This is a genomic window from Mycobacterium sp. 2-64 (assembly GCF_035918375.1).
Lineage (GTDB): Bacteria > Actinomycetota > Actinomycetes > Mycobacteriales > Mycobacteriaceae > Mycobacterium > Mycobacterium intracellulare.
This window is the reverse complement of the sequence record NZ_CP142361.1, coordinates 3,522,140-3,544,275: the sequence shown is the minus strand read 5'-3', so window position 1 is coordinate 3,544,275 and position 22,136 is coordinate 3,522,140. Positions and strand designations below refer to the sequence as shown.

21 protein-coding genes, 1 tRNA gene and 1 pseudogene are annotated in these 22,136 nt (G+C 68.7%); 10 read left to right on the top strand and 13 right to left on the bottom strand.

Annotation, left to right across the window (positions count from 1 at the left end; translation table 11 throughout):
* Positions 1 to 34: 34 nt before the first annotated feature.
* The 3 genes from recO to QGN31_RS16585 all read left to right on the top strand — a co-directional run bounded on the left by recO (position 35) and on the right by QGN31_RS16585 (position 2,295).
* Positions 35 to 832, top strand: a complete 798-nt coding sequence (gene recO, locus QGN31_RS16595; protein WP_008255600.1) for a DNA repair protein RecO — start codon at positions 35 to 37, stop codon at positions 830 to 832.
* Positions 833 to 997: 165 nt separating this feature from the next.
* Positions 998 to 1,867: a decaprenyl diphosphate synthase gene (locus QGN31_RS16590; RefSeq protein ID WP_201407036.1), complete on the top strand. Its 870-nt coding sequence runs from the start codon at positions 998 to 1,000 to the stop codon at positions 1,865 to 1,867.
* Positions 1,867 to 2,295: a hypothetical protein gene (locus QGN31_RS16585; protein ID WP_008255604.1), complete on the top strand. Its 429-nt coding sequence runs from the start codon at positions 1,867 to 1,869 to the stop codon at positions 2,293 to 2,295. Before QGN31_RS16590 ends, QGN31_RS16585 begins: the two co-directional genes overlap by 1 nt.
* 3 nt (positions 2,296 to 2,298) lie before the next feature.
* On the opposite strand, the gene QGN31_RS16580 is transcribed toward QGN31_RS16585, so the two are convergent.
* Both QGN31_RS16580 and QGN31_RS16575 read right to left on the bottom strand, forming a co-directional pair.
* Complete coding sequence (locus tag QGN31_RS16580) at positions 2,299 to 2,694, bottom strand: Fur family transcriptional regulator (RefSeq protein WP_008255605.1); 396 nt, start codon at positions 2,692 to 2,694, stop codon at positions 2,299 to 2,301.
* Entirely contained in the window at positions 2,691 to 3,116 is a 426-nt protein-coding gene (locus tag QGN31_RS16575) for an ArsR/SmtB family transcription factor (protein ID WP_170320583.1), read from the bottom strand. Before QGN31_RS16575 ends, QGN31_RS16580 begins: the two co-directional genes overlap by 4 nt.
* A 183-nt stretch (positions 3,117 to 3,299) precedes the next feature.
* Between QGN31_RS16575 and QGN31_RS16570 the strand changes: the two genes are divergently transcribed.
* The 3 genes and pseudogenes from QGN31_RS16570 to QGN31_RS16560 form a co-directional block, all read left to right on the top strand.
* On the top strand, positions 3,300 to 4,691 hold the full coding sequence (locus QGN31_RS16570) for a glycine--tRNA ligase (RefSeq protein ID WP_008255621.1): 1,392 nt from the start codon (positions 3,300 to 3,302) through the stop codon (positions 4,689 to 4,691).
* 251 nt (positions 4,692 to 4,942) lie between these two features.
* Positions 4,943 to 6,169: a PPE family protein gene (locus tag QGN31_RS16565; protein WP_014382304.1), complete on the top strand. Its 1,227-nt coding sequence runs from the start codon at positions 4,943 to 4,945 to the stop codon at positions 6,167 to 6,169.
* Between the two features lie 503 nt (positions 6,170 to 6,672).
* A pseudogene (locus tag QGN31_RS16560) lies at positions 6,673 to 6,817 on the top strand (hypothetical protein); the annotation flags it as partial.
* Positions 6,818 to 7,011: 194 nt separating this feature from the next.
* Here the strand turns inward: QGN31_RS16560 and QGN31_RS16555 are convergent.
* Positions 7,012 to 8,988 carry a TPM domain-containing protein gene (locus tag QGN31_RS16555; protein WP_014941693.1) on the bottom strand — a complete coding sequence of 659 codons (1,977 nt, stop codon included), beginning with the start codon at positions 8,986 to 8,988 and terminating at the stop codon, positions 7,012 to 7,014.
* Positions 8,989 to 9,075: 87 nt separating this feature from the next.
* Between QGN31_RS16555 and QGN31_RS16550 the strand changes: the two genes are divergently transcribed.
* The 3 genes from QGN31_RS16550 (at position 9,076) to dnaG (ending at position 13,021) form a co-directional block, all read left to right on the top strand.
* The gene (locus QGN31_RS16550; protein WP_014382307.1) at positions 9,076 to 10,353 is read left to right on the top strand and encodes a deoxyguanosinetriphosphate triphosphohydrolase; all 1,278 of its coding nucleotides are present in this window, start codon (positions 9,076 to 9,078) and stop codon (positions 10,351 to 10,353) included.
* A gap of 67 nt (positions 10,354 to 10,420) precedes the next feature.
* The gene (gene sodC / locus QGN31_RS16545) at positions 10,421 to 11,038 is read left to right on the top strand and encodes a superoxide dismutase[Cu-Zn] (RefSeq protein ID WP_008255630.1); all 618 of its coding nucleotides are present in this window, start codon (positions 10,421 to 10,423) and stop codon (positions 11,036 to 11,038) included.
* 30 nt (positions 11,039 to 11,068) lie between these two features.
* Positions 11,069 to 13,021, top strand: a complete 1,953-nt coding sequence (gene dnaG, locus QGN31_RS16540) for a DNA primase (RefSeq protein ID WP_014382309.1) — start codon at positions 11,069 to 11,071, stop codon at positions 13,019 to 13,021.
* On the opposite strand, the gene QGN31_RS16535 is transcribed toward dnaG, so the two are convergent.
* Positions 13,005 to 13,283 carry a hypothetical protein gene (locus QGN31_RS16535; RefSeq protein ID WP_009953068.1) on the bottom strand — a complete coding sequence of 93 codons (279 nt, stop codon included), beginning with the start codon at positions 13,281 to 13,283 and terminating at the stop codon, positions 13,005 to 13,007. The two genes, dnaG and QGN31_RS16535, sit on opposite strands and share 17 nt — an antisense overlap.
* A gap of 142 nt (positions 13,284 to 13,425) precedes the next feature.
* On the opposite strand from QGN31_RS16535, the gene QGN31_RS16530 reads away from it, so the two are divergent.
* Positions 13,426 to 13,498, top strand: a tRNA-Asn gene (locus tag QGN31_RS16530).
* A gap of 28 nt (positions 13,499 to 13,526) precedes the next feature.
* Here QGN31_RS16530 and QGN31_RS16525 read toward each other — a convergent pair.
* The 9 genes from QGN31_RS16525 to QGN31_RS16485 all read right to left on the bottom strand — a co-directional run bounded on the left by QGN31_RS16525 (position 13,527) and on the right by QGN31_RS16485 (position 22,021).
* The gene (locus QGN31_RS16525; protein ID WP_008255635.1) at positions 13,527 to 14,912 is read right to left on the bottom strand and encodes an NtaA/DmoA family FMN-dependent monooxygenase; all 1,386 of its coding nucleotides are present in this window, start codon (positions 14,910 to 14,912) and stop codon (positions 13,527 to 13,529) included.
* A complete protein-coding gene (locus QGN31_RS16520) occupies positions 14,909 to 16,030 on the bottom strand; it encodes an LLM class flavin-dependent oxidoreductase (RefSeq protein WP_008255641.1) in 1,122 nt (373 codons plus the stop codon). Before QGN31_RS16520 ends, QGN31_RS16525 begins: the two co-directional genes overlap by 4 nt.
* Complete coding sequence (locus QGN31_RS16515; protein WP_008255643.1) at positions 16,027 to 17,148, bottom strand: LLM class flavin-dependent oxidoreductase; 1,122 nt, start codon at positions 17,146 to 17,148, stop codon at positions 16,027 to 16,029. The genes QGN31_RS16520 and QGN31_RS16515 overlap by 4 nt, the downstream gene beginning before the upstream one ends.
* 142 nt (positions 17,149 to 17,290) lie before the next feature.
* Entirely contained in the window at positions 17,291 to 17,974 is a 684-nt protein-coding gene (gene cysE / locus QGN31_RS16510) for a serine O-acetyltransferase (RefSeq protein ID WP_008255645.1), read from the bottom strand.
* A 2-nt stretch (positions 17,975 to 17,976) separates the two neighbouring features.
* Positions 17,977 to 18,909 (bottom strand): cysteine synthase A, encoded by a 933-nt coding sequence (cysK, locus tag QGN31_RS16505; protein ID WP_008255646.1) that lies wholly within the window; start codon positions 18,907 to 18,909, stop codon positions 17,977 to 17,979.
* 485 nt (positions 18,910 to 19,394) lie between these two features.
* Positions 19,395 to 20,525 (bottom strand): YeiH family protein, encoded by a 1,131-nt coding sequence (locus QGN31_RS16500; RefSeq protein WP_008255648.1) that lies wholly within the window; start codon positions 20,523 to 20,525, stop codon positions 19,395 to 19,397.
* A complete protein-coding gene (locus QGN31_RS16495; RefSeq protein WP_162130190.1) occupies positions 20,519 to 20,671 on the bottom strand; it encodes a hypothetical protein in 153 nt (50 codons plus the stop codon). Before QGN31_RS16495 ends, QGN31_RS16500 begins: the two co-directional genes overlap by 7 nt.
* A 140-nt stretch (positions 20,672 to 20,811) precedes the next feature.
* A complete protein-coding gene (gene stf0, locus QGN31_RS16490) occupies positions 20,812 to 21,615 on the bottom strand; it encodes a trehalose 2-sulfotransferase (RefSeq protein WP_008255650.1) in 804 nt (267 codons plus the stop codon).
* 148 nt (positions 21,616 to 21,763) lie between these two features.
* Positions 21,764 to 22,021 carry a hypothetical protein gene (locus QGN31_RS16485; RefSeq protein ID WP_369798898.1) on the bottom strand — a complete coding sequence of 86 codons (258 nt, stop codon included), beginning with the start codon at positions 22,019 to 22,021 and terminating at the stop codon, positions 21,764 to 21,766.
* Positions 22,022 to 22,136 lie beyond the last annotated feature (115 nt).

Sequence of the window (22,136 nt, the reverse complement as noted above, 5' to 3'; positions counted from 1 at the left end):
CCGCAATGTCGCGGCGGGGTGCAAAACTATGGGGATGCGGCTATACCGAGACCGAGCTGTTGTGCTGCGCCAGCACAAGCTCGGCGAAGCCGACCGGATCGTCACCCTGCTGACCCGTGATCACGGGCTGGTCCGCGCGGTGGCCAAGGGCGTTCGTCGTACCCGCAGCAAATTCGGTGCGCGGCTGGAGCCATTCGCGCACATCGACGCGCAGTTGCATCCCGGCCGCAACCTCGACATCGTCACCCAGGTCGTCTCGATCGACGCGTTCGCCACCGACATCGTCAGCGACTACGGCCGCTACACCTGCGGGTGCGCCATGCTGGAAACCGCCGAACGCCTCGCCGGTGAGGAGCGGGCGCCCGCCCCGGCCCTGCACGGGCTCACGGTGAGCGCCCTGCGGGCGGTGGCCGACGGCCGCCGGTCCCGGGGCCTGCTGCTGGACGCCTACCTGCTGCGGGCGATGGGCATCGCCGGTTGGGCGCCGGCGCTGAACGAGTGCGCCCGTTGCGCCACGCCCGGTCCCCATCGTGCGTTTCATGTCGGCGCCGGCGGCAGCGTCTGCACCCACTGCCGCCCGGCCGGTTCGACGACGCCGCCGCCGGGGGTGCTGGACCTGATGTCGGCGCTGCACGACGGCGATTGGGACTTCGCCGAGAAGACGCCGCAGTCGCACCGCAACTACGTCAGCGGTCTGGTGGCGGCGCACCTGCAATGGCATTTGGAGCGGCAGCTCAAGACGTTGCCGCTCGTCGAACGGACGTATCACGTCGACCGCACCATCGCCGATCAGCGCGCGACGCTGATCGGGCAGGATATGGACTGTGGCTAAAGTCTGGGCCGGCGGACGGGCGGTGATCACATCCGTCACACCCGCATCTGCGTCAACCGGCATGTGTTGTGCCCACCTCCGAGCGACAAAAGCGGGTCACCCGAACGTGTCGCTCGGAGGTGGGCACAAGACACACGCCGTCCGACCGAGGCCAGTGGGGCGCTAGTGACACACCGCGGTTTCCCGCAGCTGCCCGCCGCCCCCCACGACTATCCGGTCTTCCCCGACAAGTCGACCTGGCCCGTCGTGTTTCCGGAGCTGCCGCCGTCCGCCGACGGCGGCCCGTGCCGGCCGCCGCAGCACACCTCCAAGGCGGCCGCGCCCAGGATCGAGGCCGACCGGCTGCCCAACCATGTGGCCATCGTCATGGACGGCAACGGCCGCTGGGCCACCCAGCAGGGGCTGACCCGTACCGACGGTCATCGAGCCGGGGAGGCCGTCGTCATCGACATCGTCTGTGGTGCAATCGAAATCGGGATCAAGTGGCTCAGCCTGTACGCCTTCTCGACCGAGAACTGGAAGCGTTCGCCCGAAGAGGTCCGCTTCCTGATGGGCTTCAACCGCGACGTGGTGCGGATGCGCCGGGTGAACCTGAATGCGATCGGGGTCAAGATCCGGTGGGTCGGGTCGCGGCCCCGCCTGTGGCGCAGCGTGATCAATGAGCTGGCGATCGCAGAAGACCTGACGAAGGACAACGACGTCATCACCGTCAACTACTGTGTGAACTACGGTGGCCGCGCCGAAATCGCCGAAGCCACAAAGGAAATCGCACGGCTGGCCGCGGCCGGACGACTGAACCCGGAGCGCATCACCGAGTCGACGGTGGCGAACCACCTGCAGCGGCCCGACATCCCCGACGTGGACCTGTTCCTGCGGACCTCGGGGGAGCATCGATCCAGCAATTTCATGCTGTGGCAGGCCGCTTACGCCGAGTACGTCTTTCAGGACAAGCTGTGGCCCGACTACGACCGGCGCGACCTGTGGGCCGCCTGCGAGGAATACGCCTCCCGCGATCGCCGGTTCGGGAGCGCATAGTGCCCTCGCTGCAGGAGCGTCTGGCGTCGATCCTCCGCGATGTCCTTGCGCTGCAGGAGGAGACCGACGGCGCGCTGACCGTTCACCATGACGGCACCATCGCCTCGTTGCGGGTGGTGAACATCGCCGAGGGCCTCGACCTGGTATCGCTCACCCAGATATTGGCGTGGGATCTGCCGCTGACCAAGAAGCTGAGCGATCAGGTGGCCAAGCAGGCGCGCGACAGCAACTTCGGCAGCGTCAGCCTCATCGAGAAGGTCAATGACAAAGCCGTGCAGCGTAATTCGGGCAAGGGCGCGGCCAAGAACGCCGATGTGATGCTGCGCTACAACTTTCCCGGCGCCGGCCTCACCGACGATGCGCTGAGGACCTTGATCCTGCTGGTGCTCGACACCGGCGCCCAGGTACGCCGCACGCTGACGGCGTAATCGTCAGGGCATGCACTCCGAACAGGTGCCGAAGATCTCGATGGTGTGGCTGACGTCGGAGAAGCCGTGCTTGGCGGCCACGGCCGTCGCCCACTCCTCGACCTCGTGATCGCCCACCTCGATCGTGGATCCGCAACTGCGGCAGACCAAGTGGTGATGATGGTGTTCCGAACACCTGCGGTAGACCGACTCGCCGGTGTCGGTGCGCAGCGTGTCGATCATTCCCGCCGCGGCCATCGACTGCAGCGTCCGGTAGACGGTGGTCAGCCCGATGTTCTCGCCGCGCCGGCGCAGCTCGTCGTGCAGATCCTGCGCCGAGCGGAATTCGTCGAGTGTCTCCAACAGCGTCGAGATCGCCGCGCGCTGACGGGTCGAGCGAACGCTCGCTCCTGATGTCACGGGGCGTCCTCGCTCGCGTGCGCGACGGCGTCCACCACGATGTGCGCGAGGTGATGATCGGCGAGCCGGTACAGCACCTCGCGCCCGGACCGCTCGCCGGCAACCACGCCCGCCGCCTTGAGAATCTTCAGGTGCTGGCTGACGAGCGGCTGGGGCACGCCGAGCGCGTCCACCAGCTCGTGCACGCAGCGATGCGACTCGCGCAGCTGCAGGACGATGGCGATGCGCACCGGCGCCGCCAGCGCCCGCAACAACTCGCCCGCGGCGTCGAGGATCTCCCGCGGGGGTGGGACGGGGTAATCGGCCAGTACGGAGTGCCCACCGGCGCCGAGTCCGCCGTGGTCGTGGGTGACCGCGTCCAGGTCCGTTCCTATGTCGCCGTCGGTGGCGGACGGCATCGACGCAGAACGTGAGGGGGACATCATGGGAGCGGCATCACCTCGAGAAGTGCCAGGTAGTGGGAAAGTATCCGCCGTATCGGCTGCCCTCCACTGTCACATGCATGATGACGCATGTCAAAGACCGCGGCGCCGATCGCTACCATGACTGATGCTCTGCGCACGGCGGTCGGCCGCCAGGCGCGCCCACCCAACCCCGGAAAGGGAGTGCACCACCCCGTGGCGTCCGTCATCGACACCGTAGTGAATCTGGCCAAGCGGCGCGGCTTCGTTTTTCCCTCGGGAGAGATCTACGGTGGAACCCGGTCGGCGTGGGACTACGGCCCGTTGGGTGTGGAGTTCAAAGAGAACATCAAACGTCAGTGGTGGCGCGCGGTGGTCAGCGGGCGCGACGACGTCGTGGGCCTGGATTCGTCGATCATCTTGCCGCGGCAGGTGTGGGTGGCCTCGGGCCACGTCGAGGTCTTCCATGACCCGCTGGTCGAGTCGCTGATCACCCATAAGCGTTACCGCGCCGACCATCTCATCGAGGCCTACGAGGCCAAGCACGGCCACCCGCCGCCCAACGGACTGGCCGACATCCGCGACCCCGACACCGGCGAGCCCGGGCAGTGGACCGAGCCCCGCGAATTCAACATGATGCTCAAGACCTACCTGGGTCCGATCGAGACCGAGGAGGGCTTGCACTATCTGCGTCCGGAGACCGCGCAGGGCATCTTCGTCAACTTCGCCAACGTGGTGACGACCGCGCGCAAGAAACCGCCCTTCGGCATCGGCCAGATAGGCAAGAGCTTTCGCAACGAGATCACCCCGGGCAACTTCATTTTCCGCACGCGCGAGTTCGAGCAAATGGAAATGGAGTTCTTCGTCGAGCCCTCGACCGCGAAGGAATGGCATCAGTATTGGATCGACACCCGGCTGCAATGGTATGTCGAGTTGGGTATCGATCCGGAGAACCTGCGGTTGTTTGAACACCCGGCCGACAAACTGTCGCACTACTCCGATCGCACCGTCGACATCGAGTACAAATTCGGCTTCGCCGGTAACCCGTGGGGTGAGCTGGAGGGCGTCGCCAACCGCACCGATTTCGACTTGGCGACGCATTCAAAGCATTCCGGCGTCGACCTGTCCTTCTACGACCAGGCGACCGACGCACGCTACATCCCGTATGTCATCGAGCCCGCGGCGGGTTTGACGCGGTCGTTCATGGCGTTCCTGATCGACGCCTACGTCGAGGACGAGGCCCCGAACGCCAAGGGCAAGATGGAAAAGCGCACGGTGCTGCGGCTGGACCCGCGGCTGGCCCCGGTCAAGGCGGCGGTGCTGCCGCTGTCCCGGCACGCCGACCTGAGCCCCAAGGCCCGCGATCTGGCGGCCGAACTGCGCCAGTTTTGGAATATCGATTTCGACGATGCGGGCGCGATCGGGCGGCGCTATCGGCGCCAGGACGAGATCGGCACGCCGTTCTGTGTGACGGTGGATTTCGACTCACTCGAGGACAACGCCGTGACGGTGCGCCGGCGCGACGACATGACCCAGGAACGCGTCGCGATGAACACCGTGGCCGATTATCTGGCGGCACGGCTCAAAGGCTGCTAATCACCGGGCCGCCGTCGGCGGTGCCATATCGGGTCCCGTTGCGTCGGTGCGCGTCTGGCCGACTCGCGCCGCCGTGAATGATGCGCCGTCGCCGGTTCGCATTTGCGAAATAAGGTTTGCTTAAAAATCGGGCCGCGATGGTGGCGGTGCCCTAGGATCTGCCGTGGGGCATAAGTAGATAGCTAGTTGAGCCATGGGCGGATGTCGGGCGTCTGTCGCTGGAGCCGTTGACTCGGTCGGTTGGGGTGTGGATGATTCCCGCGTTTTTGTTCTTCCCTCCGGAAATCAACTCGGCCTTGATAGTCGGCGGCCCCGGTGCTGGACCTCTATTCGAGGCGGCCTCCGCGTGGGACGGACTGGCGGCGGAGCTGTCGTCCTCGGCGGCCTCGTTCAACACCGTGGTGACGGACCTGGCGGCGGGCCCCTGGACGGGTCCTTCGTCGGCATCGATGACGGCCGCCGCGGCGCCCTACGTGCAATGGCTGCTGATCGCCGCCGCGGAGGCGGAGGTGGCCGCGATCCGGGCCCGGCTGGCGGCGCTGGCGTTCGAGGGGGCGGTGGTCGCGACGGTGCCGCTGCCGGCGGTGCTGGCGAATCGTGCCCGGTTGCTGATCCTGATCGCGACCAACTTCTTCGGCCAGAACACGGCGGCGATTGCGCAGACCGAGCTGGAGTACGTCGAGATGTGGGCGCAGGATGTGGCCGCGATGGTGGGCTATCACGCGGGGGCCCAAACGCTGGTGGAGACGTTGCCGGCGTTCACCCCGCCGCCCGCGGGTCTCGGCGGCGGCGCGGCGTCCGCGGGCCTGGCGGGCCTGGCCGACCTGGTGACGGCGCCTCTGACGCTCGCGTCCCAGTTTTTCCAGGGCTTGTCCTCGCTGGGGACCGCGTTCGCGTCGCAGCTGCAGTCGGTGTTCATGGCGCTCTCCCCGGCGGTCTCGTCGCTGACGTCGTTGATGACCTCGACGCCGGTGGCGACCTTGACGACGGTGGCCCAGGCCGGCATGTACCCGGCCGGCGCGCTGATGCCGCCCATGGTGGCGCTGGCCCAGAGCACCGGCCCGGTGGCGGCCGCGGCGCCGGCGGCGCCGGCGCCGATATTGCTCAGCGCCACCAACGTGGCCGCCGCCGAGGCCCCGCGCAGCGCCCATAGCGTGCTGTCCGACCTGCAACCGCTGGCGGGCGGGGGGCTGGGCGCGCTGGGCGTCGCGTCGGCGGGCCTGGGGACCGCGCGGTTCGTCGGGGCGATGTCGGTGCCCGCGGCGTGGCAAGGGTCGATGCCGGCGTACGTGCCCGCACCGGCGGTGTCGGGTGTGGCCACCGGAGCGCCCGCGGCGACGTCGGCCGCGGCCGGGTCGGGTAACGGCGTGCCGATGACGGCCATGCCGGTGGGCGACAAGGGGCCCGAGGGGGACAAGCGCGGCACCAAGGCGGAGGTGGTGCGGTCACGGCCCAAAGTGGTGCCGCGAACCCGATAATCGCGGTGCCGCTGTTGCGGATGTGCATGGAGTGCACTGCGTGAGAAACCGGAAATTCCGACTAGGTTGGCCGGGGCGGCCAAGCAACGCCGTACCGCAATATGCGAATTCATATAATTCGTCCCGTAACAACGCGCGCTCGCATGCGTTGCCCCGAGCGGGAAGCGCGGAGCCGGACCCCCTGCGCACCCGCGGCCGACCGCTCGATCCGATCACGACGGTTTAACCTAACGTGCTGTGCGGCAAGGAGTTTGTCCGTAGGAATCGACGGCCGATCGTCCGGGATGGCGCCCGAGTTCCCCGGTGTCGCCGGCCCGCGTGGCCCGCGCGGCGGTCCCCTTACCGGTCGGCGAGAGGCCCGCGTGGTCCGATACACGCTCAAATTAAGGAAAATTGGCAATTCCCGCATATTTTCTTCGGTTTGTCTTACGATGTCACCGGTTGGTGTAAATAGGTTCGCCACAGCGCCCGAACGCTTAGATCGGCTGTGGAAGGGGGCAGGGGTGCTTTTGCCTCTCGGTTCGCCGTTACCCGATGACACGGTGGCGGCAGTACGCGGTGAGTGCGGTGTGCTCGGCGGTTTATCGGTCCCACTCAAGTGGGGGGTGGTCGTTCCGCCCGACGACTACGACCACTGGGCGCCGAAGTCGGACGCGAGCGCCGACACCACGGAGGAGACACTCGACGCGCCCCGCCCGACGGCGGTCGCCGACGGCGTCTGGAGCGGGTGGGAAGGCGAAGCCGGGGCACGGCCCGTGGGCGTGATCCCGCATTCCCCGGCCGCCGGCTGAAGACCGGTAGGTAGAGAACCGAAAGCCGCCGCGGTCACCGCGCGCGGCGCGTCAGAATCGGCCGCCACCACCCATGAACCCGCCGTCGGAAGAACCCGGCGAGCCACCGAACGACGTCGGGCTCCAGCCGCCGAATCCGCCCCGCATCCCCCCGCTGAGCAGGTCGCCGATGATGATGCCGCCGAGCATCGCGCCCATGTCACTGCCGCCGCCACGCGTGTAGGCGCGCTGCATCGCCTGCACGTCGTCGTTCGCCAGTGACTGAGCGTGAGCGGCCAGCGTCGACGCCGCATTGGCGTGGGCGATCGCTTCGTTCGGGTTCGTCGCGCCCTTGTCCTGCGCGGCCTGCAGGTGGCGCTTGGCCTCGGCCAGCCGGGTGCGGGCGTCGGGGCCGACGCTGCCGCGGCGCGTGTCGATGTAGTCGGACACCGCGCGCACCCGCGATTGCGCGGTGAACAAGGCCTGTTCCAGTGATCGGTTGAGTCGCTCGGCGGTGGCCTGTTCCTCGGCCAGGGTGGCCAGCAGCCCGTTGAGCGCGGCGTCGGCCTTGGTCACCTGTCCGAAGGCGGCCAGCGGATCTTCGGATCCGCCGGCGCGGGCGCTCTCGACGGCCCTGGTGGCCGCGTCGCGGGCCGCCACCAAATCGCCGCTGCGCGTGGGTTTTTTCTGCAGCAGTTCGTTGGCGCGTGCGATGTCATCCTTGGTGTCGGCGACGGCCGACGGCAGCCCGTCGATCGCGTGCTGAATGTCGCTGGCCGCGTTGTCCACCGCGTCGAGCAGCGCCCGCGCCTGCCCGAGGGCGGACTCGGCGGCCCGGACCGCATCGACCAAGCCGGCCTGCCCACCGGTGACGGCGTGGGCGGCCAGCTCACGGGCGGTGCCGATGTTGCGGTCGGCGAACGCCAGCCGCTCCTTGGCCGTCGTGACATTGCCGGACACCGAAGTCAGTGCGGCAGCGCTGAAGTCGTGGTGCAGCGCCGCCAGCCGTTGCTCCGCCGGCGCCAGACGGGTGGTGAGTTCCACGTACTGCCGCGTCAGCGCATCCAGCCGCGACGCGGCGTTGATCACGAGGTCGCGCAGCTTCTCGAAGGCCTCGGTCTGTGACTCCAGCTCGCGGTCGGCCCGCGCCGCCGAGACGATCACCTGGGTGAGCAGTTCGCGCCGCTGGGCGGGTGTTTCCGGTGTGGAGTCGTCGAGTTGTTGGCGCACCGTGAACGCTTGGGACAGAGCCGCTTTGGCGTTGGCCACCGCGCTCGTGAAGGGTCGGGTGCGCTCTTCGCCGAATTCGCCGACCGCCAGGTCCAATTCGTTGGCGCTGGTGCGTAGCGCGTTGTCGACGTCCACCACCAGCGCGCGGGACAGGTCGTCGAGCGTCTGCAGCGGCAGCGCGGCGAGCGCGTCGACGTCGGTGGGGTCGACGCGCCGCGCGGCCGCCAACGCCGCGGCCCGTCGGCGCTGCCCGCGATGACGCATCACCAGCAGCAGGCCGGCCAGCGCGATGAGAATGCCCGCCAGCGTGGCCAGCAGGATCACCCGCCCCGACGAACCGGGCGACGCGTCGAGCCCGTTCGCCGCGGCCACCGCGGCGCCGCTCCAGTCACCGTTGTGCAGGGCGGGTTCGATCTTGTTGCGCCGCAAGCTGTCGACCTGACCGGCGTTGACGCTCTTGATGGTGGACGGCACCAGGAAGGCGTAGGCGCGGCTGGTGGTCGCGACGGCCAGCAGCGCGTCGTAGCCGCCCAGGTCGCTGGCGCGCACGGTGCCTTGTGCCCACCCGGTCGGGCTCTGCCCGGAGAAGTCGTCGACGTAGACCACCCAGAGCCGGATGTGGCGGTCGGTGTAGAGCTTGTTGACGGCGGCGGTGACGGTGCTGCGACCGGAATCCGACAGGGCCCCCGCGTTGTCGGTGACGTAGTCGGCCAACCAAAATGATGGTTGCGCGCCGGCGGCCGGTGCCGACAGCAGCCCGCCGCCGAGGCCGACCGTCAGGAGCGTCGCGAGCACGGCGAGCAGGCGAGCGGTGCGCATAGGGCCAATCTAGCCCCGGCCGACACACGCCTGCGGGCCCGAGTCGAGCCGGACTTGGGCGGGCATTCCCTGGCAGACTGTGCGTCGGTGACCAGGAATCAGCGCGACCCCTACGACGACTTCGACCGTCAGCGACGGGTGACCGAAGCCGCGAAGACCGCGGGTCTGCCGGGCACCGAAGGTCAGCACCGCACCGACTTCGCCCGCGACCGCGCCCGGGTGCTGCACAGCGCCGCCCTGCGCCGGCTGGCCGACAAGACCCAGGTCGTCGGGCCGCGGGAAGGGGACACGCCGCGCACCCGGCTGACGCACTCCCTCGAGGTCGCCCAGATCGGGCGGGGAATGGCCGTCGGCCTGGGCTGCGACCTCGACCTGGTCGACCTGGCCGGCCTGGCCCACGACATCGGCCACCCGCCCTACGGCCACAACGGCGAGCGCGCCCTCGACGAGGTCGCGGCGAACTATGGCGGCTTCGAGGGCAACGCCCAGAATTTCCGAATCCTGACCAGCCTCGAGCCCAAAGTGCTTGACGCCCAAGGCAACAGCGCGGGTCTGAACCTGACTCGCGCGTCGCTGGACGCGGTCACCAAATACCCGTGGTTCCGCGGCGAAGGCCATGGGAGCGCGGCGCGCAAGTTCGGGTTCTACGACGCCGACCGCGAGGCGGCGGCCTGGATGCGCGCGGGCGGCCCGGAGGGCCGGATGTGCCTGGAGGCGCAGGTGATGGACTGGGCCGACGACGTGGCCTATTCGGTGCACGACGTGGAGGACGGCGTCGTCTCCCAACGCATCGACCTGCGGGTGCTGGCCGACGACGACGAGGCGGCCGCGCTGGCCAAACTCGGCGAGACCGAATTTTCCCGGGTGCGCGCCGACGATTTCATGGCGGCCGCGCGACGGCTGTCGGCGCTGCCGGTGGTCGCCGCCGTGGGCAAGTACGACGCCACGCTCGCGGCGTCGGTCGCGCTCAAGCGGCTGACCAGCGAGCTGGTCGGGAGGTTCGCCTCGGCCGCCATCGCCACCACCCGCGCGGCGGCCGGACCCGGACCGTTGGTGCGCTACCGGGCCGAGCTGCAGGTTCCCGATCTGGTGCGGGCCGAGGTCGCGCTGCTGAAAATCCTGGCGCTGCAGTTCATCATGTCCGACCCGCGCCATCAGGAAACCCAGGCCGGTCAGCGTGAGCGCATCCACCGGGTGGCCCACTGGCTGTACGCGGGAGCCCCCCGAACCCTCGACCCGGTCTTCGCTGCGGCCTTCAACACCGCGGCCGACGACGGCGCCCGGTGGCGGGTCATCGTCGATCAAATCGCCTCCTACACCGAGGGCCGGCTGGAACGGATCGACGCCCGCCAGGCCGGCCCGTAGCGGGTCGGGGGGCGCAACTCGTCCGGCCCGGGGATCGGCGCGGCCGCCGCGAGTTAGGCTGCCCGACATGAAGAAATTCAGCGGCTCGCCTTTGATGGCCTCCCTTCTGATGGGGCTTCCCGTCGTCGCCATGACCGCCTGCAGTTCACCGCAGCACGAGAGCAGCCAGCCGGGCACCACCCCGCCGGTGAAAACCGCCGCACCGACGTCCTCCGGGGAGGCGACGACCCCGGCACCCGCCGGCGGCTCGCTCAGCGCGGAGTTGAAGACACCCGACGGCCGGACGGCGGCCACCGCGACCTTCGACTTCACCGGCAACTATGTGACCGTCACCGTCAAGACGGTGGCGACCGGCATCCTGACCCCCGGCCTGCACGGCCTGCACGTCCACGAGATCGGCAAGTGCGAGCCGAACTCGGTGGCCCCCACCGGCGGTGCGCCGGGCAACTTCTTGTCCGCCGGCGGCCACTACCAGGCGCCCGGCCACACCGGCAAGCCCGAGAGCGGCGACCTGGCGACGCTCGAGGTGCGCCAGGACGGCGCGGCCTACCTGGTCACCACCACCGATTCGTTCACCCGGGACGACCTGCTGGCCGGTACCAAGACCGCGCTGATGCTGCACGGCGCCCAGGACACCGAGAACGCGATGGATCGCGTCGCGTGCGGCGTCATCGGAACGGGATAGCGTTCGCCGCCGCGCGCTTAGACTGAGCCGATGTCAAGCCCGGCAAGTTCACGGAGCGACGGCGACGCGCGCGCCCGGGGCCGCGGCCGGATTCCGGACCGCGACATCGCCGCCATCCGCGAGCGGGTGCGCATCGACGAAGTGGTCGGCGATTACGTGCAGTTGCGGCGCGCGGGCGCGGATTCGCTCAAGGGGCTGTGTCCGTTTCACGACGAGAAGTCGCCGTCGTTTCACGTCCGCCCCAACCACGGCCACTTCCACTGCTTCGGCTGCGGCGAGGGCGGCGACGTGTACGCCTTCATCCAGAAGATCGAGCACGTCAGCTTCGTCGAGGCGGTCGAGCTGCTCGCCGACCGGATCGGTCACACCATCACCTACTCCGGCCCGGCGACCAGCGTGCAGCGCGACCGCGGCAGCCGAAGCCGGCTCGTCGCGGCCAACGCGGCCGCGGCAGAGTTCTACGCCGCGGCGCTGGAATCCGACGAGGCGGCGCCGGCACGGCAGTATCTGACCGAGCGCAACTTCGATGCCGAGGCGGCCCGTCACTTCGGTTGCGGGTTCGCGCCGTCGGGATGGGACTCACTGACAAAGCACTTGGTGCGCAAGGGTTTCGAGTTCAAAGAGCTGGAAGCGGCGGGCCTGTCGCGGCAGGGGCGCCGCGGGCCGATGGACCGCTTCCACCGCCGCCTGCTGTGGCCCATCCGTTCCTCGGCCGGCGAGGTGATCGGTTTCGGCGCCCGGCGGCTCTTCGACGACGACCCGATGGAAGCCAAGTACATCAACACCCCGGAGACGCTGCTGTACAAGAAGTCGAACGTGATGTTCGGCATCGACTTGGCCAAACGCGACATCGCCAAGGGCCATCAGGCCGTCGTCGTGGAGGGCTACACCGACGTGATGGCGATGCATCTGGCCGGGGTCACCACCGCCGTGGCGTCGTGCGGCACCGCGTTCGGCGACGAGCACCTGGCGATGCTGCGCCGACTGATGATGGACGACAGCTTCTTTCGCGGCGAGCTGATCTACGTGTTCGACGGCGACGCGGCCGGGCGGGCCGCCGCCCTCAAGGCGTTCGGCGGCGAGCAGAACCTGGCGGGGCAGTCGTTCGTGGCCGTCGCGCCGGACGGCATGGACCCCTGCGATCTCCGGCTGAAGTCCGGCGACGGCGCCCTGCGCGACCTGGTGGCCCGGCGAACGCCGTTGTTCGAGTTCGCAATCCGGTCGGCGCTCGCCGAGATGGACCTGGACAGCGCCGAGGGCCGGGTGGCCGCGCTGCGGCGCTGCGTGCCCATGGTGGGCCAGATCAAGGACCCCACGCTGCGCGACGAGTACGCCCGCCAGCTCGCCGGGTGGGTCGGCTGGGACGACGTCGCGCAGGTCATCGACCGGGTGCGCGGCCAATCCAAGAACGCCAAAATCCCGGCCCGCGGCGGCGCCGGACCCAAGGCGTCGCGGCGCGCGGAGCAACCCGCCGCCGCGGCCCATGCCGCGGCCAGCCGTCCCGACCCCCGCGACCCCACCCTGTGGCCCCAACGGGAGGCACTCAAGTCGGCGTTGCAGTATCCGGCGCTGGCCGGCCCGGTCTTCGACACGCTGACCGTCGAGAGCTTCACCCACCCCGGCTACGCCGCCATCCGCGCGGCGATCGAGACCGCAGGCGGCACGTCGAGCGGGGTCACCGGGGCGCAGTGGCTCGAGGTGGTGCGCGATCGGGCGTCGTCGCCCTTGACGGCCGCGCTGATCAGCGAGCTGGGCGTCGAGGCCATCCAGGTCGACGAGGAGAAAATGCCGCGCTACATCGCCGGCGTGCTGGCCCGCCTGCAAGAGGTGTGGATGGGCCGGCAGATCGCCGAGGTGAAGTCGAAGTTGCAGCGCATGTCGCCGATCGAACAGGGCGACGAGTATCACGCGTTGTTCGGCGACCTGGTAGCGATGGAGGCCTACCGGCGCAGCCTGCTGGAGCAGGCTAGCGGCGACGAGTAGAGGTCTCGAGCTCCTCGTCGGGCAGCGGCTCGACGTCGCGTTCCATGATGGCGGTTTGGTCGTCGATCTGCGCCAGCGTGACAAAGCCGGCGTCCGGGGAGATCCGGTTCGCGATCTTGCGGCGTCCCCCCTCGATCATCGACTTGGCCACCGGGCTGCTGGTCAGCGCTCGATAGGTGCCGACGATCTGCTCGTATCGCCGACGACCGGCTTTCGAGCCCAGCACGTAACCCAGTCCCAGCACCACGACATACCGGATCAAAGCGTTCCTCCCGACTATCGATGGCTCCATCCTGCCTCACCGGGTGGGGTGCGTGCGCGGTCGACCGGGTGAGACGGTGGCGACCCGCGCCAGTTGGGCGCGGTCGTGCCAGTACGCTAGAGTCGTCCCGCGATCGGGTTAGTCCCCTGTAGCTCAATTGGCAGAGCATTCGGCTGTTAACCGAAGGGTTCCTGGTTCGAGTCCAGGCGGGGGAGCAGCAAAATTCAGCGGGCCGCCCGGCCGTCACTGCCCGCTCGCGATACCGGCCGGATTTCCCGCCCATCCCGGCGTCGGCGACAAACCCAGATGCTCGCGCAGCGTGTGGCCGCGGTACTCGGTGCGGAAGCTGCCGCGCTCCTGCAGCAGCGGGACCACCTTGTCGACGAACTCGTCGAGGCCGTGCGGCGTCAGGTGCGGCACCAGGATGAAGCCGTCGCAGGCGTCCGACTGCACGTAGCGGTCGATCTCGGCGGCCACCTGCTGCGGCGTTCCGACGAACTGCTGGCGGCTGGTCACCTCGATGATCAGCTCCCGGATCGAGAGGTTTTCGGCCTCCGCTCGCGCCCGCCAGGTTTGGGCGACCGTCGTGGGATCGCCGTGCCGGACGCGTCCCCTCGTGATGTTCGGGTTCTCGACGGGGTCGACGTCGGGCAGGGGTCCGTCGGGATCGTAGGCCGACAGGTCCACGCCCCACACCTGCTCGAGAAACGCGATCGCGGTCGGACCGCTGACCTGCTGCTCGCGGATGTGGCGCGCGTTGTCCTGCGCCTCGTCGGGGGTGTCTCCCAGCGCGAACGTCGCGCCGGGCAGGACCTTGAGCTGGTCGGGGTCGCGCCCGTGGGCGGCGGCGCGGCCCTTCACGTCGGCGTAGTAGCGCTGCCCCGCCTCGAGCGAACCGTGCAGCGTGAACAGGGCGTCGGCGTGCCTGGCGCCGAAGTCGCGGCCGTCGCTGGAGTCACCGGCCTGCAACAGCACGGGGTGGCCTTGCGGCCCGGCGGGCAGCGCGGCCACGCCGTGGACGCCGAACTGCGGACCGAAATGGTCGACGACGTGGATGCGCGTCGGGTCGGCGTAGGTGCCGGCGTCGACGTCGGCGATCACGGCGTCGGGTGCCCAGCTGTCCCAGAACTTGCGCGCGACGCGGATGAACTCCTCGGCCCGGTGGTATCGGTCGGCGTGGGCGAGGAATCCGCCGCGGCGGAAGTTCTCCCCGGTGAACGCGTCGGAGGAGGTGACCATGTTCCACGCCGCACGCCCGTCGGACAGGTGGTCCAGCGTCGCGAATTGCCTTGCCACCTCGAAGGGTTCGTTGAAGGTGGTGTTGATGGTGCCGGCCAGGCCGAGTCGGTCGGTCACCGCGGCGAGCGCGGCCAGCACGGTGAACGTGTCGGGACGGCCGACGACGTCGAGATCGTGGATTTTGCCGCGGTGCTCGCGCAGCCGCAGCCCCTCGGCAAGGAAGAAGAAGTCGAACAGCCCCCGCTCGGCGGTCTGGGCAAGGTGCACAAACGATTCGAACGCGATCTGGCTGCCCGCGCTCGGATCCGACCACACCGTCGTGTTGTTCACCCCGGGGAAGTGGGCGCCCAGGTGTATCTGCTTGCGCTGTCCCGCATCTCGAACGGTCATCCGGTCAGCCCCCATCGTTTGGCGATCAGTTCATGCGAGCGCAGCCGGTCGGCGTGCCGGTGGGTGACGGACGTGATGACAAGTTCGTCGGCACCGGTGACCCGGCGCAGCAGCTCGAGCCGGTCGGCGACCTCATCGGGGTTGCCGACGAATTGTGTTGAAGTGCGGTCGGCCACCAATGCCTGCTGGGCCTCGGTCAGGGGTTCGCAGAAGTCGGGATCCGGGTAGGGGATCGCGCCCCGGCCGCTACGAATGGAATACACCCAGTGGCCGTAACTGGACGCGAGGTAGCGCGCGGTGGCGCTGTCCTCGGCGACCACGACGTCGGCCGACACCACCACGTACGGCCGCGCCAGCCGGGCGGAGGGGCGGAAGGCGTTGCGGTACGCGGTGATCGCGTCGAGCGCGGTGCCGGGGGTGATGTGGTAACTGGCGACGAACGGAAGCCCGCGGGCGCCGGCCACCTCGGCGCTCTGTCCCTTGGTGCTGCCGAAGATCCACGGTGTCAGCTGCGCGTGTTCGCCGGGAACCGCCCGCAGCTGATGGCCGTCGACGGCGTAGGTGCCGTCCAGCATCGCTTCGATGTCGGCGACCTGGTCGGCGAAATCCGCCGGCTGCGCGCACGGTTGGGCGAGCACCGACGCCTGCGCCCGCATCCGTTCGGATCTCATCAGCGGGGTTTGGTCGAACGGTGTGGGGACGAGCAGGCCGTCGACGTCCCGCCACGGCTCGGGCGCGCGGTCGGGCTGGGGGGCGCGCGAGGTCGCGGCCTCTTGCCGCCGCTGCCCGGAGCGGCCCAGGCCCATGTCGATGCGGCCGGGATGCAACGCGTCGAGGATGCCGAAGCTCTCCACCACGGCAAGCGCCGTCGTGTGGCCGACCTGCACGGCGGCCGATCCGACGTGAATGCGTTCGGTGGCCGCGGCGATCTGGCCGATCAGCGTCACCGGTGACGAGCTGGCCACCGCGACGAAGTGGTGCTCGGCGAGCCAGTAACGCTTGTAGCCCCATTGTTCGGCGTGCTGGGCCAGGTCGATGGTGTTGCGCAGCGCCGTCGCGGCGTCGCTGCCGGCGCTGATGGGTGCCAGGTCCAGGATCGACAGGGGAGTGAGGCTCATGACGGCGCCGTCGCGTAGCGGTTGGGGGCGGGCGCCAGGCCAAGGCGGTCGCGCAGCGTCTCGCCCTCGCGGTAGCGGGTGCGGAACCGCCCGGCGCGCTGCAGCAGCGGCACCAGGTCGTCGACGATCGCGGGCAGGTCGATCGCGTTGACCGCGGGCCGCAGCCGCACCCCGTCGACCCCGGCGTCCTGCCAGGCGAGCAGCAGCTCCGCCAAATCGCTTGCGCGGCCATGGAACACGTGCGCGTCGGAGGAGATGGCCGCGCCCGGCGTCAGCAGATCCTCACCCAGCGACACCACCAGATCGGCGTAGGCCTGGATCGTGCGGCCCGCCGCACGCTGCGCGTGGCCGACCTCGGCCAGGATCGCGCGCAGCGATTCCTCGTCGCGTGGGGTGACGAACACCAGGTCGGCGCTGGCGGCGGCGAATTCGTAGACGCGCGGCGCGTGCGCCAGCGCCGCCACCACCGGCTGGCCCTGGGGAGGGCGCGGGGTGATGGACGGTCCCTTGACCGAGAAGTGCTCGCCGGCGAAGTCGATGTAGTGCAGCTTGTCGCGATCGATGTAGCGGCCGGTCGCCACGTCGCGGATGACGGCGCCGTCCTCCCAGCTGTCCCAGAGGCGGCGCACCACCTCCACGGCGTCGGCGGCCTCGCGGAAAAGTTCGTCGCCGTCGGGGGCGGATCGCCGGCCGAACAGCGCCGCCTCGTGTGCCGTCGCGCTCACCCGCACCTGCCAGCCGGCCCGGCCGTGCGAAATATGGTCAAGCGTCGCAATCGCTTTCGAGACATGGAACGGCTCGGTGTGGGTGACCGTCGCGACGGGGATGAGTCCGATGTGTGCGGTGACCGGCGCGATGCGCGCGGCCACGAGCGTGGCGTCGGCGCGCCCCGCCAGGCGCCGCGGCGAGATCTCGGGCCGGCGGCCCGGCTGCGCATCCAGGCTGTCGTCGATGGTCAGGAAGTCCAGCAGGCCACGTTCGGCGGTGGCGGCCAGCGCGGCCCAGTATCGCCCGCTGAGTTGCCCGCCGCCGGTTGCGTTGTGCGCGAAGGCGTATCGCCACGCGTGGGGGTGCCACCCGTAGCCGTCGAGCCCCACGGCCAGATGCAGCTCGGTCATGACCGGGCCGCGGAATCTGCCGTCGGGACGCCGTCGTGCATCGTGTCCATAACCCACTGTGCAACGCTCAGCGCGGCAATGCATTCCGGGGCGGAGTTAACGTCAGCGTGAGTAATACTCTGCCGAGTTCATCGCCGAAGAATCAGATGGAGAAGTCCTCGCCGTACCAGACTCCGGCTTCGGGGGGCCGGATGACGTGGTTGGTCTGCGCGCCGTCCGCCCGGGCCTCGAGTTTGGTCACCCGGGTCAGCAGCGACTGCAGGCTGACACCGACGAGATCGGGCATCATCGAGTCATCCGGACTGCCGGGACGGCTACGGCTGATGACCTGTCCGGGCACCCCGATGACCACCGCGCTGGACGGAACCTCTTTGACCACCACGGCGTTGGCGCCGATGCGGCTGTCGTCGCCGATTTTTATCGCGCCCAAGACCTTTGCGCCCGCGCCGATGATCACCCGGTCGCCGATGGTGGGATGGCGCTTGCCGGTGTCCCTGCCGCTGCCGCCGAGGGTGACGCCGTGGTAGATCGTCACGTCCTCGCCGACCTCGGCGGTCTCGCCGATCACCACGCCGGTGGCGTGATCGATGAACAGCCCGGGCCCCAGGACGGCGCCGGGGTGAATCTCGACGCCGGTCAGGATCCTGGTGATCTCGGCGGTGATGCGCGCGATCAGCCTCGCCCCGCGCAGCCACAGCCAGTGGTTGATGCGGTGAAGCCAGATGGCGTGCACCCCGGGATAGGCGAAGATCACCTGCAGCGTGGTCGGGGCGGCGGGGTCTCGCTCCCTGGCGGCCCGGATGTCGGTGCGAATGGCGTCGAGCATGACTAATCGGCCAGGTCGGCGAACAGCGGCGTGCTCAGGTAGCGCTCGCCGAAGTCGGGCAGCACGACGACGATGAGCTTTCCGGCGTTTTCCGGGCGGCGGGCGACCTTCAGCGCGGCCGCCAGCGCGGCCCCCGAGGAGATGCCGACCAGCAGTCCCTCTTCGGCGGCCAGCCGCCGGGCCAACGTCATCGACTCTTCGTTGCCGACGGTGATGACCTCGTCCACCAGATCCATCGCCAGCACCGGCGGGACGAAACCGGCGCCGAGGCCCTGGATGGGGTGCGGCCCTTTCTGTCCACCGGAGAGCACCGGGGACCCCTCCGGCTCGACGGCGATGAATTGTGCGGAGGGCTTACGTTCTTTGATGACCTGAGCCACCCCGGTGAGGGTGCCGCCGGTCCCGACCCCGGCGACGAAGATGTCCACCTTGCCGTCGGTGTCGCGCCAGACTTCCTCCGCCGTTGTCTTACGGTGGATTTCGGGGTTGGCCGGGTTCTCGAACTGCTGCGGCACGAAGTACCGTTGGTCGCTCTTGGCCAATTCCTCGGCCTTGGCGATGGCGCCCGGCATGCCCTCCGGACCGGGTGTCAAGACGATCTCGGCGCCCAACGCGCGCAACAACATTCGCCGCTCGACGCTCATCGTCTCCGGCATGGTCAACACGCAGCGGTAGCCGCGTGCGGCCGCCACCAGCGCCAGCGCGATGCCGGTGTTCCCGCTCGTCGGTTCGAGAATGATCGTGTCCGGCTTGATCACGCCCGCCTTTTCGGCCGCGTCGATCATCGCGACCCCGATGCGGTCCTTGACGCTGTTTCCCGGGTTGAAGAATTCCAGCTTGGCGACGACGTCGGCGACCGCACCGTCGGTGACCCTGTTGAGCCGGACCAGCGGGGTGTTTCCGATCAGTTCCGTGACGTTCTCGGCGATGCTCATCTACCTTTTGTCTCCAACGATGTAGGACCAGGCCTCTCAGCCTGCCAGCTAATATCGAACTCTATGTTCATCTCGGTCGGGATGGCTAGCGCCGCATAATCGAGTCGAGCCTGATCAGGGCCGCTGCGGCTAGCTCCCGCCAGGGCGTGAATCGGCTCGGACGATACGGTCATCGGTCGCTAATTTTCCTGAAAATCTCCGTGAGCCCGCGTCTTGACGCCGCCGGACAAATACACCGAAACCGCCCTGACATGGGCTAGCGCGCGGATTTCTACAGTGTCAGAGGCGTGCGGATCAACAACAGCGACACGAACAGTCCGCGACGCGCGACGGGACAAAGCGCAGCTGTACGGAGTGTTGCATGCGTCCACTATAGGACAGGCGAGGTTTTCGCCCGTTGGGCTCAGCCGGGATCCGCGCCGTCTGGGCTGGTCATCGCTTCGATCGGCTCGGCGCGAGGGTCTCCGCATGTGTCGGCGCCGTGCCTAGGCGCTGACACCCCACCCGAGCAGCCGCGACGTCAGCAGCACGATGCCGAGGGAGACGGTGGCGACGACCGTCAGCCCGATGACCGCGACGACCAGCGGGCGCCAGCCGGTGCGCGCGATCTGACGGATATCGGTGTTGAGGCCCACGCCAGCAAAGGTCAGCAGGAACGCCCATTTCGACACGTTGGCGAGGTTGGCGGTTTGGCCTTTGGTCAGCCAGCCGGCGGTGGCGATCGCCGACACCGCCAGGAAGCCGAGCACGAATTTCGGGAATTTGTTCCAGACGAACGCGGCCTTGGCATTGGCGCCCCGCGCGATCTCGTCGGCCTGCCCGCGCGCGGCCCAATACAGCGCGAAGCCCAGCACGACGAAACCGATCAGCGCGTTGCGGGTCGACTTCACCAGCACCGCGATCTTGCCGGCGTGGTCGGAGTACAGGTAGCCCGTGGCGGTGGTTTCGGCGGTGTTGTCCACGGAAAGCCCTGCCCACAAACCGAATTCGTGATCGGTGAGCCCGATCGCGTGGCCCAGCGGCGGCAACACGAACAGTGACACCGCGCCCAGCGCCAGGATCGCCGCGATCGCGTAGCTGACATCGGAATTGCGGGCCCGGATCGCGCCCTTGGCCGCCACGATCGCCGACACCCCGCAGATCGACGTGCCGATCGCCAACAACGAGCCGAGCTTGCCCGACAACCCGAACGCGCGGGCCACGACGATGATGATCGTCCCCGCGATCGTCATGTCCACCAGGATCTGCACCAGGCTGATCCCGCCGAGCTTGGCGATGTCGCCCAGCACGAAACGCGAACCGAGCGCCACGATGCCGACCTTGAGCCAGAATTCGTAGGTCAGCACGCCGGAGCGAAAGATCGGGTGCAGGCCAACGGTATTGGTGATGAGCAGCCCAATCACGATCGCCCACAACACGTATTCGATGTCGGGCACCGTCCAGTGCTCGTGTTTGGCCAGCGCGTTCCACCAGATCTGGGCGTACTTGCCCAGCACCCCGACGCCGATCAGCAGCAGGATGCCCGGGACATAGTCGAGCGGACGGGTACTGGTGAACGTGGTTTCGGCAGATGCTTCGCCGGGCTCGACGCGCACCGTGCTCACGCCGGTCACCACGGAACCTTCGGAAGCACGTCGGCCACCGCCAGCGCGACGATCACGCCGGCCACCGCGGTCGCCCACCAGTCCACCGATATCGCGCCGAGCCTCGCGGTCCAGCGCGGTCCCCGCAGCGCGTCGTCCTCTGGCACGCCCTCACCCACGATGGCCACTCCTCACGCGACTCCCCGGGCGACAGTGGCGGCTTGCGCAGCCGCATCCCGTTGAGGGGAATCGTGGCCCGTGGGTCCGGCGCGTCCAAGTGATTGACTCGGGCAGAATTTAGCTCGCCCGGGGCGGTCGATCAGGTTGGCAGGCCGCGCTTCTCGGCGTCGGCACGGTAGCGGTCCACCCACTCGTCGGAGCGATGGTCGGCCTGGCGTTCGAGCACCGGCTCCGGCGCCAGCTGCGGGTCGAGACCCAGCGCCTCGAGGATGGAGGCCACCACCTGGGTGAGGTTGCGCCACAACACCGGATACGGAATCTCCATGGGCGTGATGCCCTCCTGGGCGAACCAGTTCCGCCAGCCCTCTTCTTGCGCGCGCAGCATGGTGACCACGTGAGCGATCGCCCCGGCGTGGTAGGTGGCGCGTGCGTCGCGGGCCGGGTCGGGCCTGCCCCGCCAGACGCGGGTCTGCACCGCGCGCCAGAAGGACACCGCCTGCGAAATCACGTCGGGCCGGTAGACGTGAATCAGTAGCGGGTCTTCGCCCACCACGTCGCGGATGGCCGCGAGCAGGCCGTCGCCGCTTCGGTCCGGCAGGTTCTTGGCGCGGTCGAGCAGCAGCGGTGTCTGGTTCCACATCAGCTTGCCGCCCCACACCCCGTTCGGCGTCCGTCCGACCGTACGGATGTAGGCGCGCCAGATCTCGGGCGGCGCGAGGTCCGGGGTCCCGGCGTCCAGCGGGTCAAGCAGATTCAGGATCGACTCGTCGTCGACGCCGGCGAACCACTCCCGTGGCTGTGGCGACTGGCTGGTGGCCGGCAAATACTGAAAGAACTCCTGCGGCTCGCCGGCCACGCCGGTCGCGCGCAGCGATTCGACCAGCAGCGTGCTGCCGCTGCGCTGCGACGCCAACACCAGGTATGACGACGGCCTGTTTGTCACCCGCAGAGTCTAACCAGAATTTGAAATCCCAATCTGTCAAGCACGATTAGGGTCGGCGTGAATGAAAACCTTGCGTTGCCCCGATGTTGCCCTTATAGCTCCGGCGCGGACGGCCAGCCAAAGCCACGGTTTCGTGAACCCAAGGGATTCAGGAATATTCGAGGTTTTGTTTCGTCGCAGCCAAAGGAGCCTGCTCGGCGGCGATCTCGCAGACGCACAAGCGCCTGCGCATCAGGTGCTGGGCGTAAACCTTGTCGCGCTGATCGCGCGAGAACGCGAAGTCCAGGTTGACGGGCAGCCCCGCCCAATCCACCCGCTCCTCCGTCACGCCGACGCGTCGTAGGCGGCATCGCAGCGGGCAGCCGTTCTCGAGGACCCGATCGGGTCCATCACAGTCCCGAGTCATACGACGACCCCTTCAGGTGCGCGACCTTCTGAGTGCATGGTGCGACGCGGATGTTTCATCGGCGGATGCGCGATGTTTCCGCCGTATTACAAGTTCGATGTCAGCGGCGGATCGG

Excerpts from the sequence above, each read along its gene's own strand:
- dnaG (WP_014382309.1), top strand. The coding sequence starts at position 11,069 with ATGTCAAGCCCGGCAAGTTCACGGAGCGACGGCGACGCGCGCGCCCGG.
- QGN31_RS16520 (WP_008255641.1), bottom strand. The coding sequence starts at position 16,030 with ATGAGCCTCACTCCCCTGTCGATCCTGGACCTGGCACCCATCAGCGCC.
- recO (WP_008255600.1), top strand. The coding sequence starts at position 35 with ATGCGGCTATACCGAGACCGAGCTGTTGTGCTGCGCCAGCACAAGCTC.
- QGN31_RS16485 (WP_369798898.1), bottom strand. The coding sequence starts at position 22,021 with ATGACTCGGGACTGTGATGGACCCGATCGGGTCCTCGAGAACGGCTGC.
- cysE (WP_008255645.1), bottom strand. The coding sequence starts at position 17,974 with ATGCTCGACGCCATTCGCACCGACATCCGGGCCGCCAGGGAGCGAGAC.
- QGN31_RS16515 (WP_008255643.1), bottom strand. The coding sequence starts at position 17,148 with ATGACCGAGCTGCATCTGGCCGTGGGGCTCGACGGCTACGGGTGGCAC.
- QGN31_RS16525 (WP_008255635.1), bottom strand. The coding sequence starts at position 14,912 with ATGACCGTTCGAGATGCGGGACAGCGCAAGCAGATACACCTGGGCGCC.
- QGN31_RS16565 (WP_014382304.1), top strand. The coding sequence starts at position 4,943 with ATGATTCCCGCGTTTTTGTTCTTCCCTCCGGAAATCAACTCGGCCTTG.
- QGN31_RS16555 (WP_014941693.1), bottom strand. The coding sequence starts at position 8,988 with ATGCGCACCGCTCGCCTGCTCGCCGTGCTCGCGACGCTCCTGACGGTC.
- QGN31_RS16575 (WP_170320583.1), bottom strand. The coding sequence starts at position 3,116 with ATGTCCCCCTCACGTTCTGCGTCGATGCCGTCCGCCACCGACGGCGAC.
- sodC (WP_008255630.1), top strand. The coding sequence starts at position 10,421 with ATGAAGAAATTCAGCGGCTCGCCTTTGATGGCCTCCCTTCTGATGGGG.
- cysK (WP_008255646.1), bottom strand. The coding sequence starts at position 18,909 with ATGAGCATCGCCGAGAACGTCACGGAACTGATCGGAAACACCCCGCTG.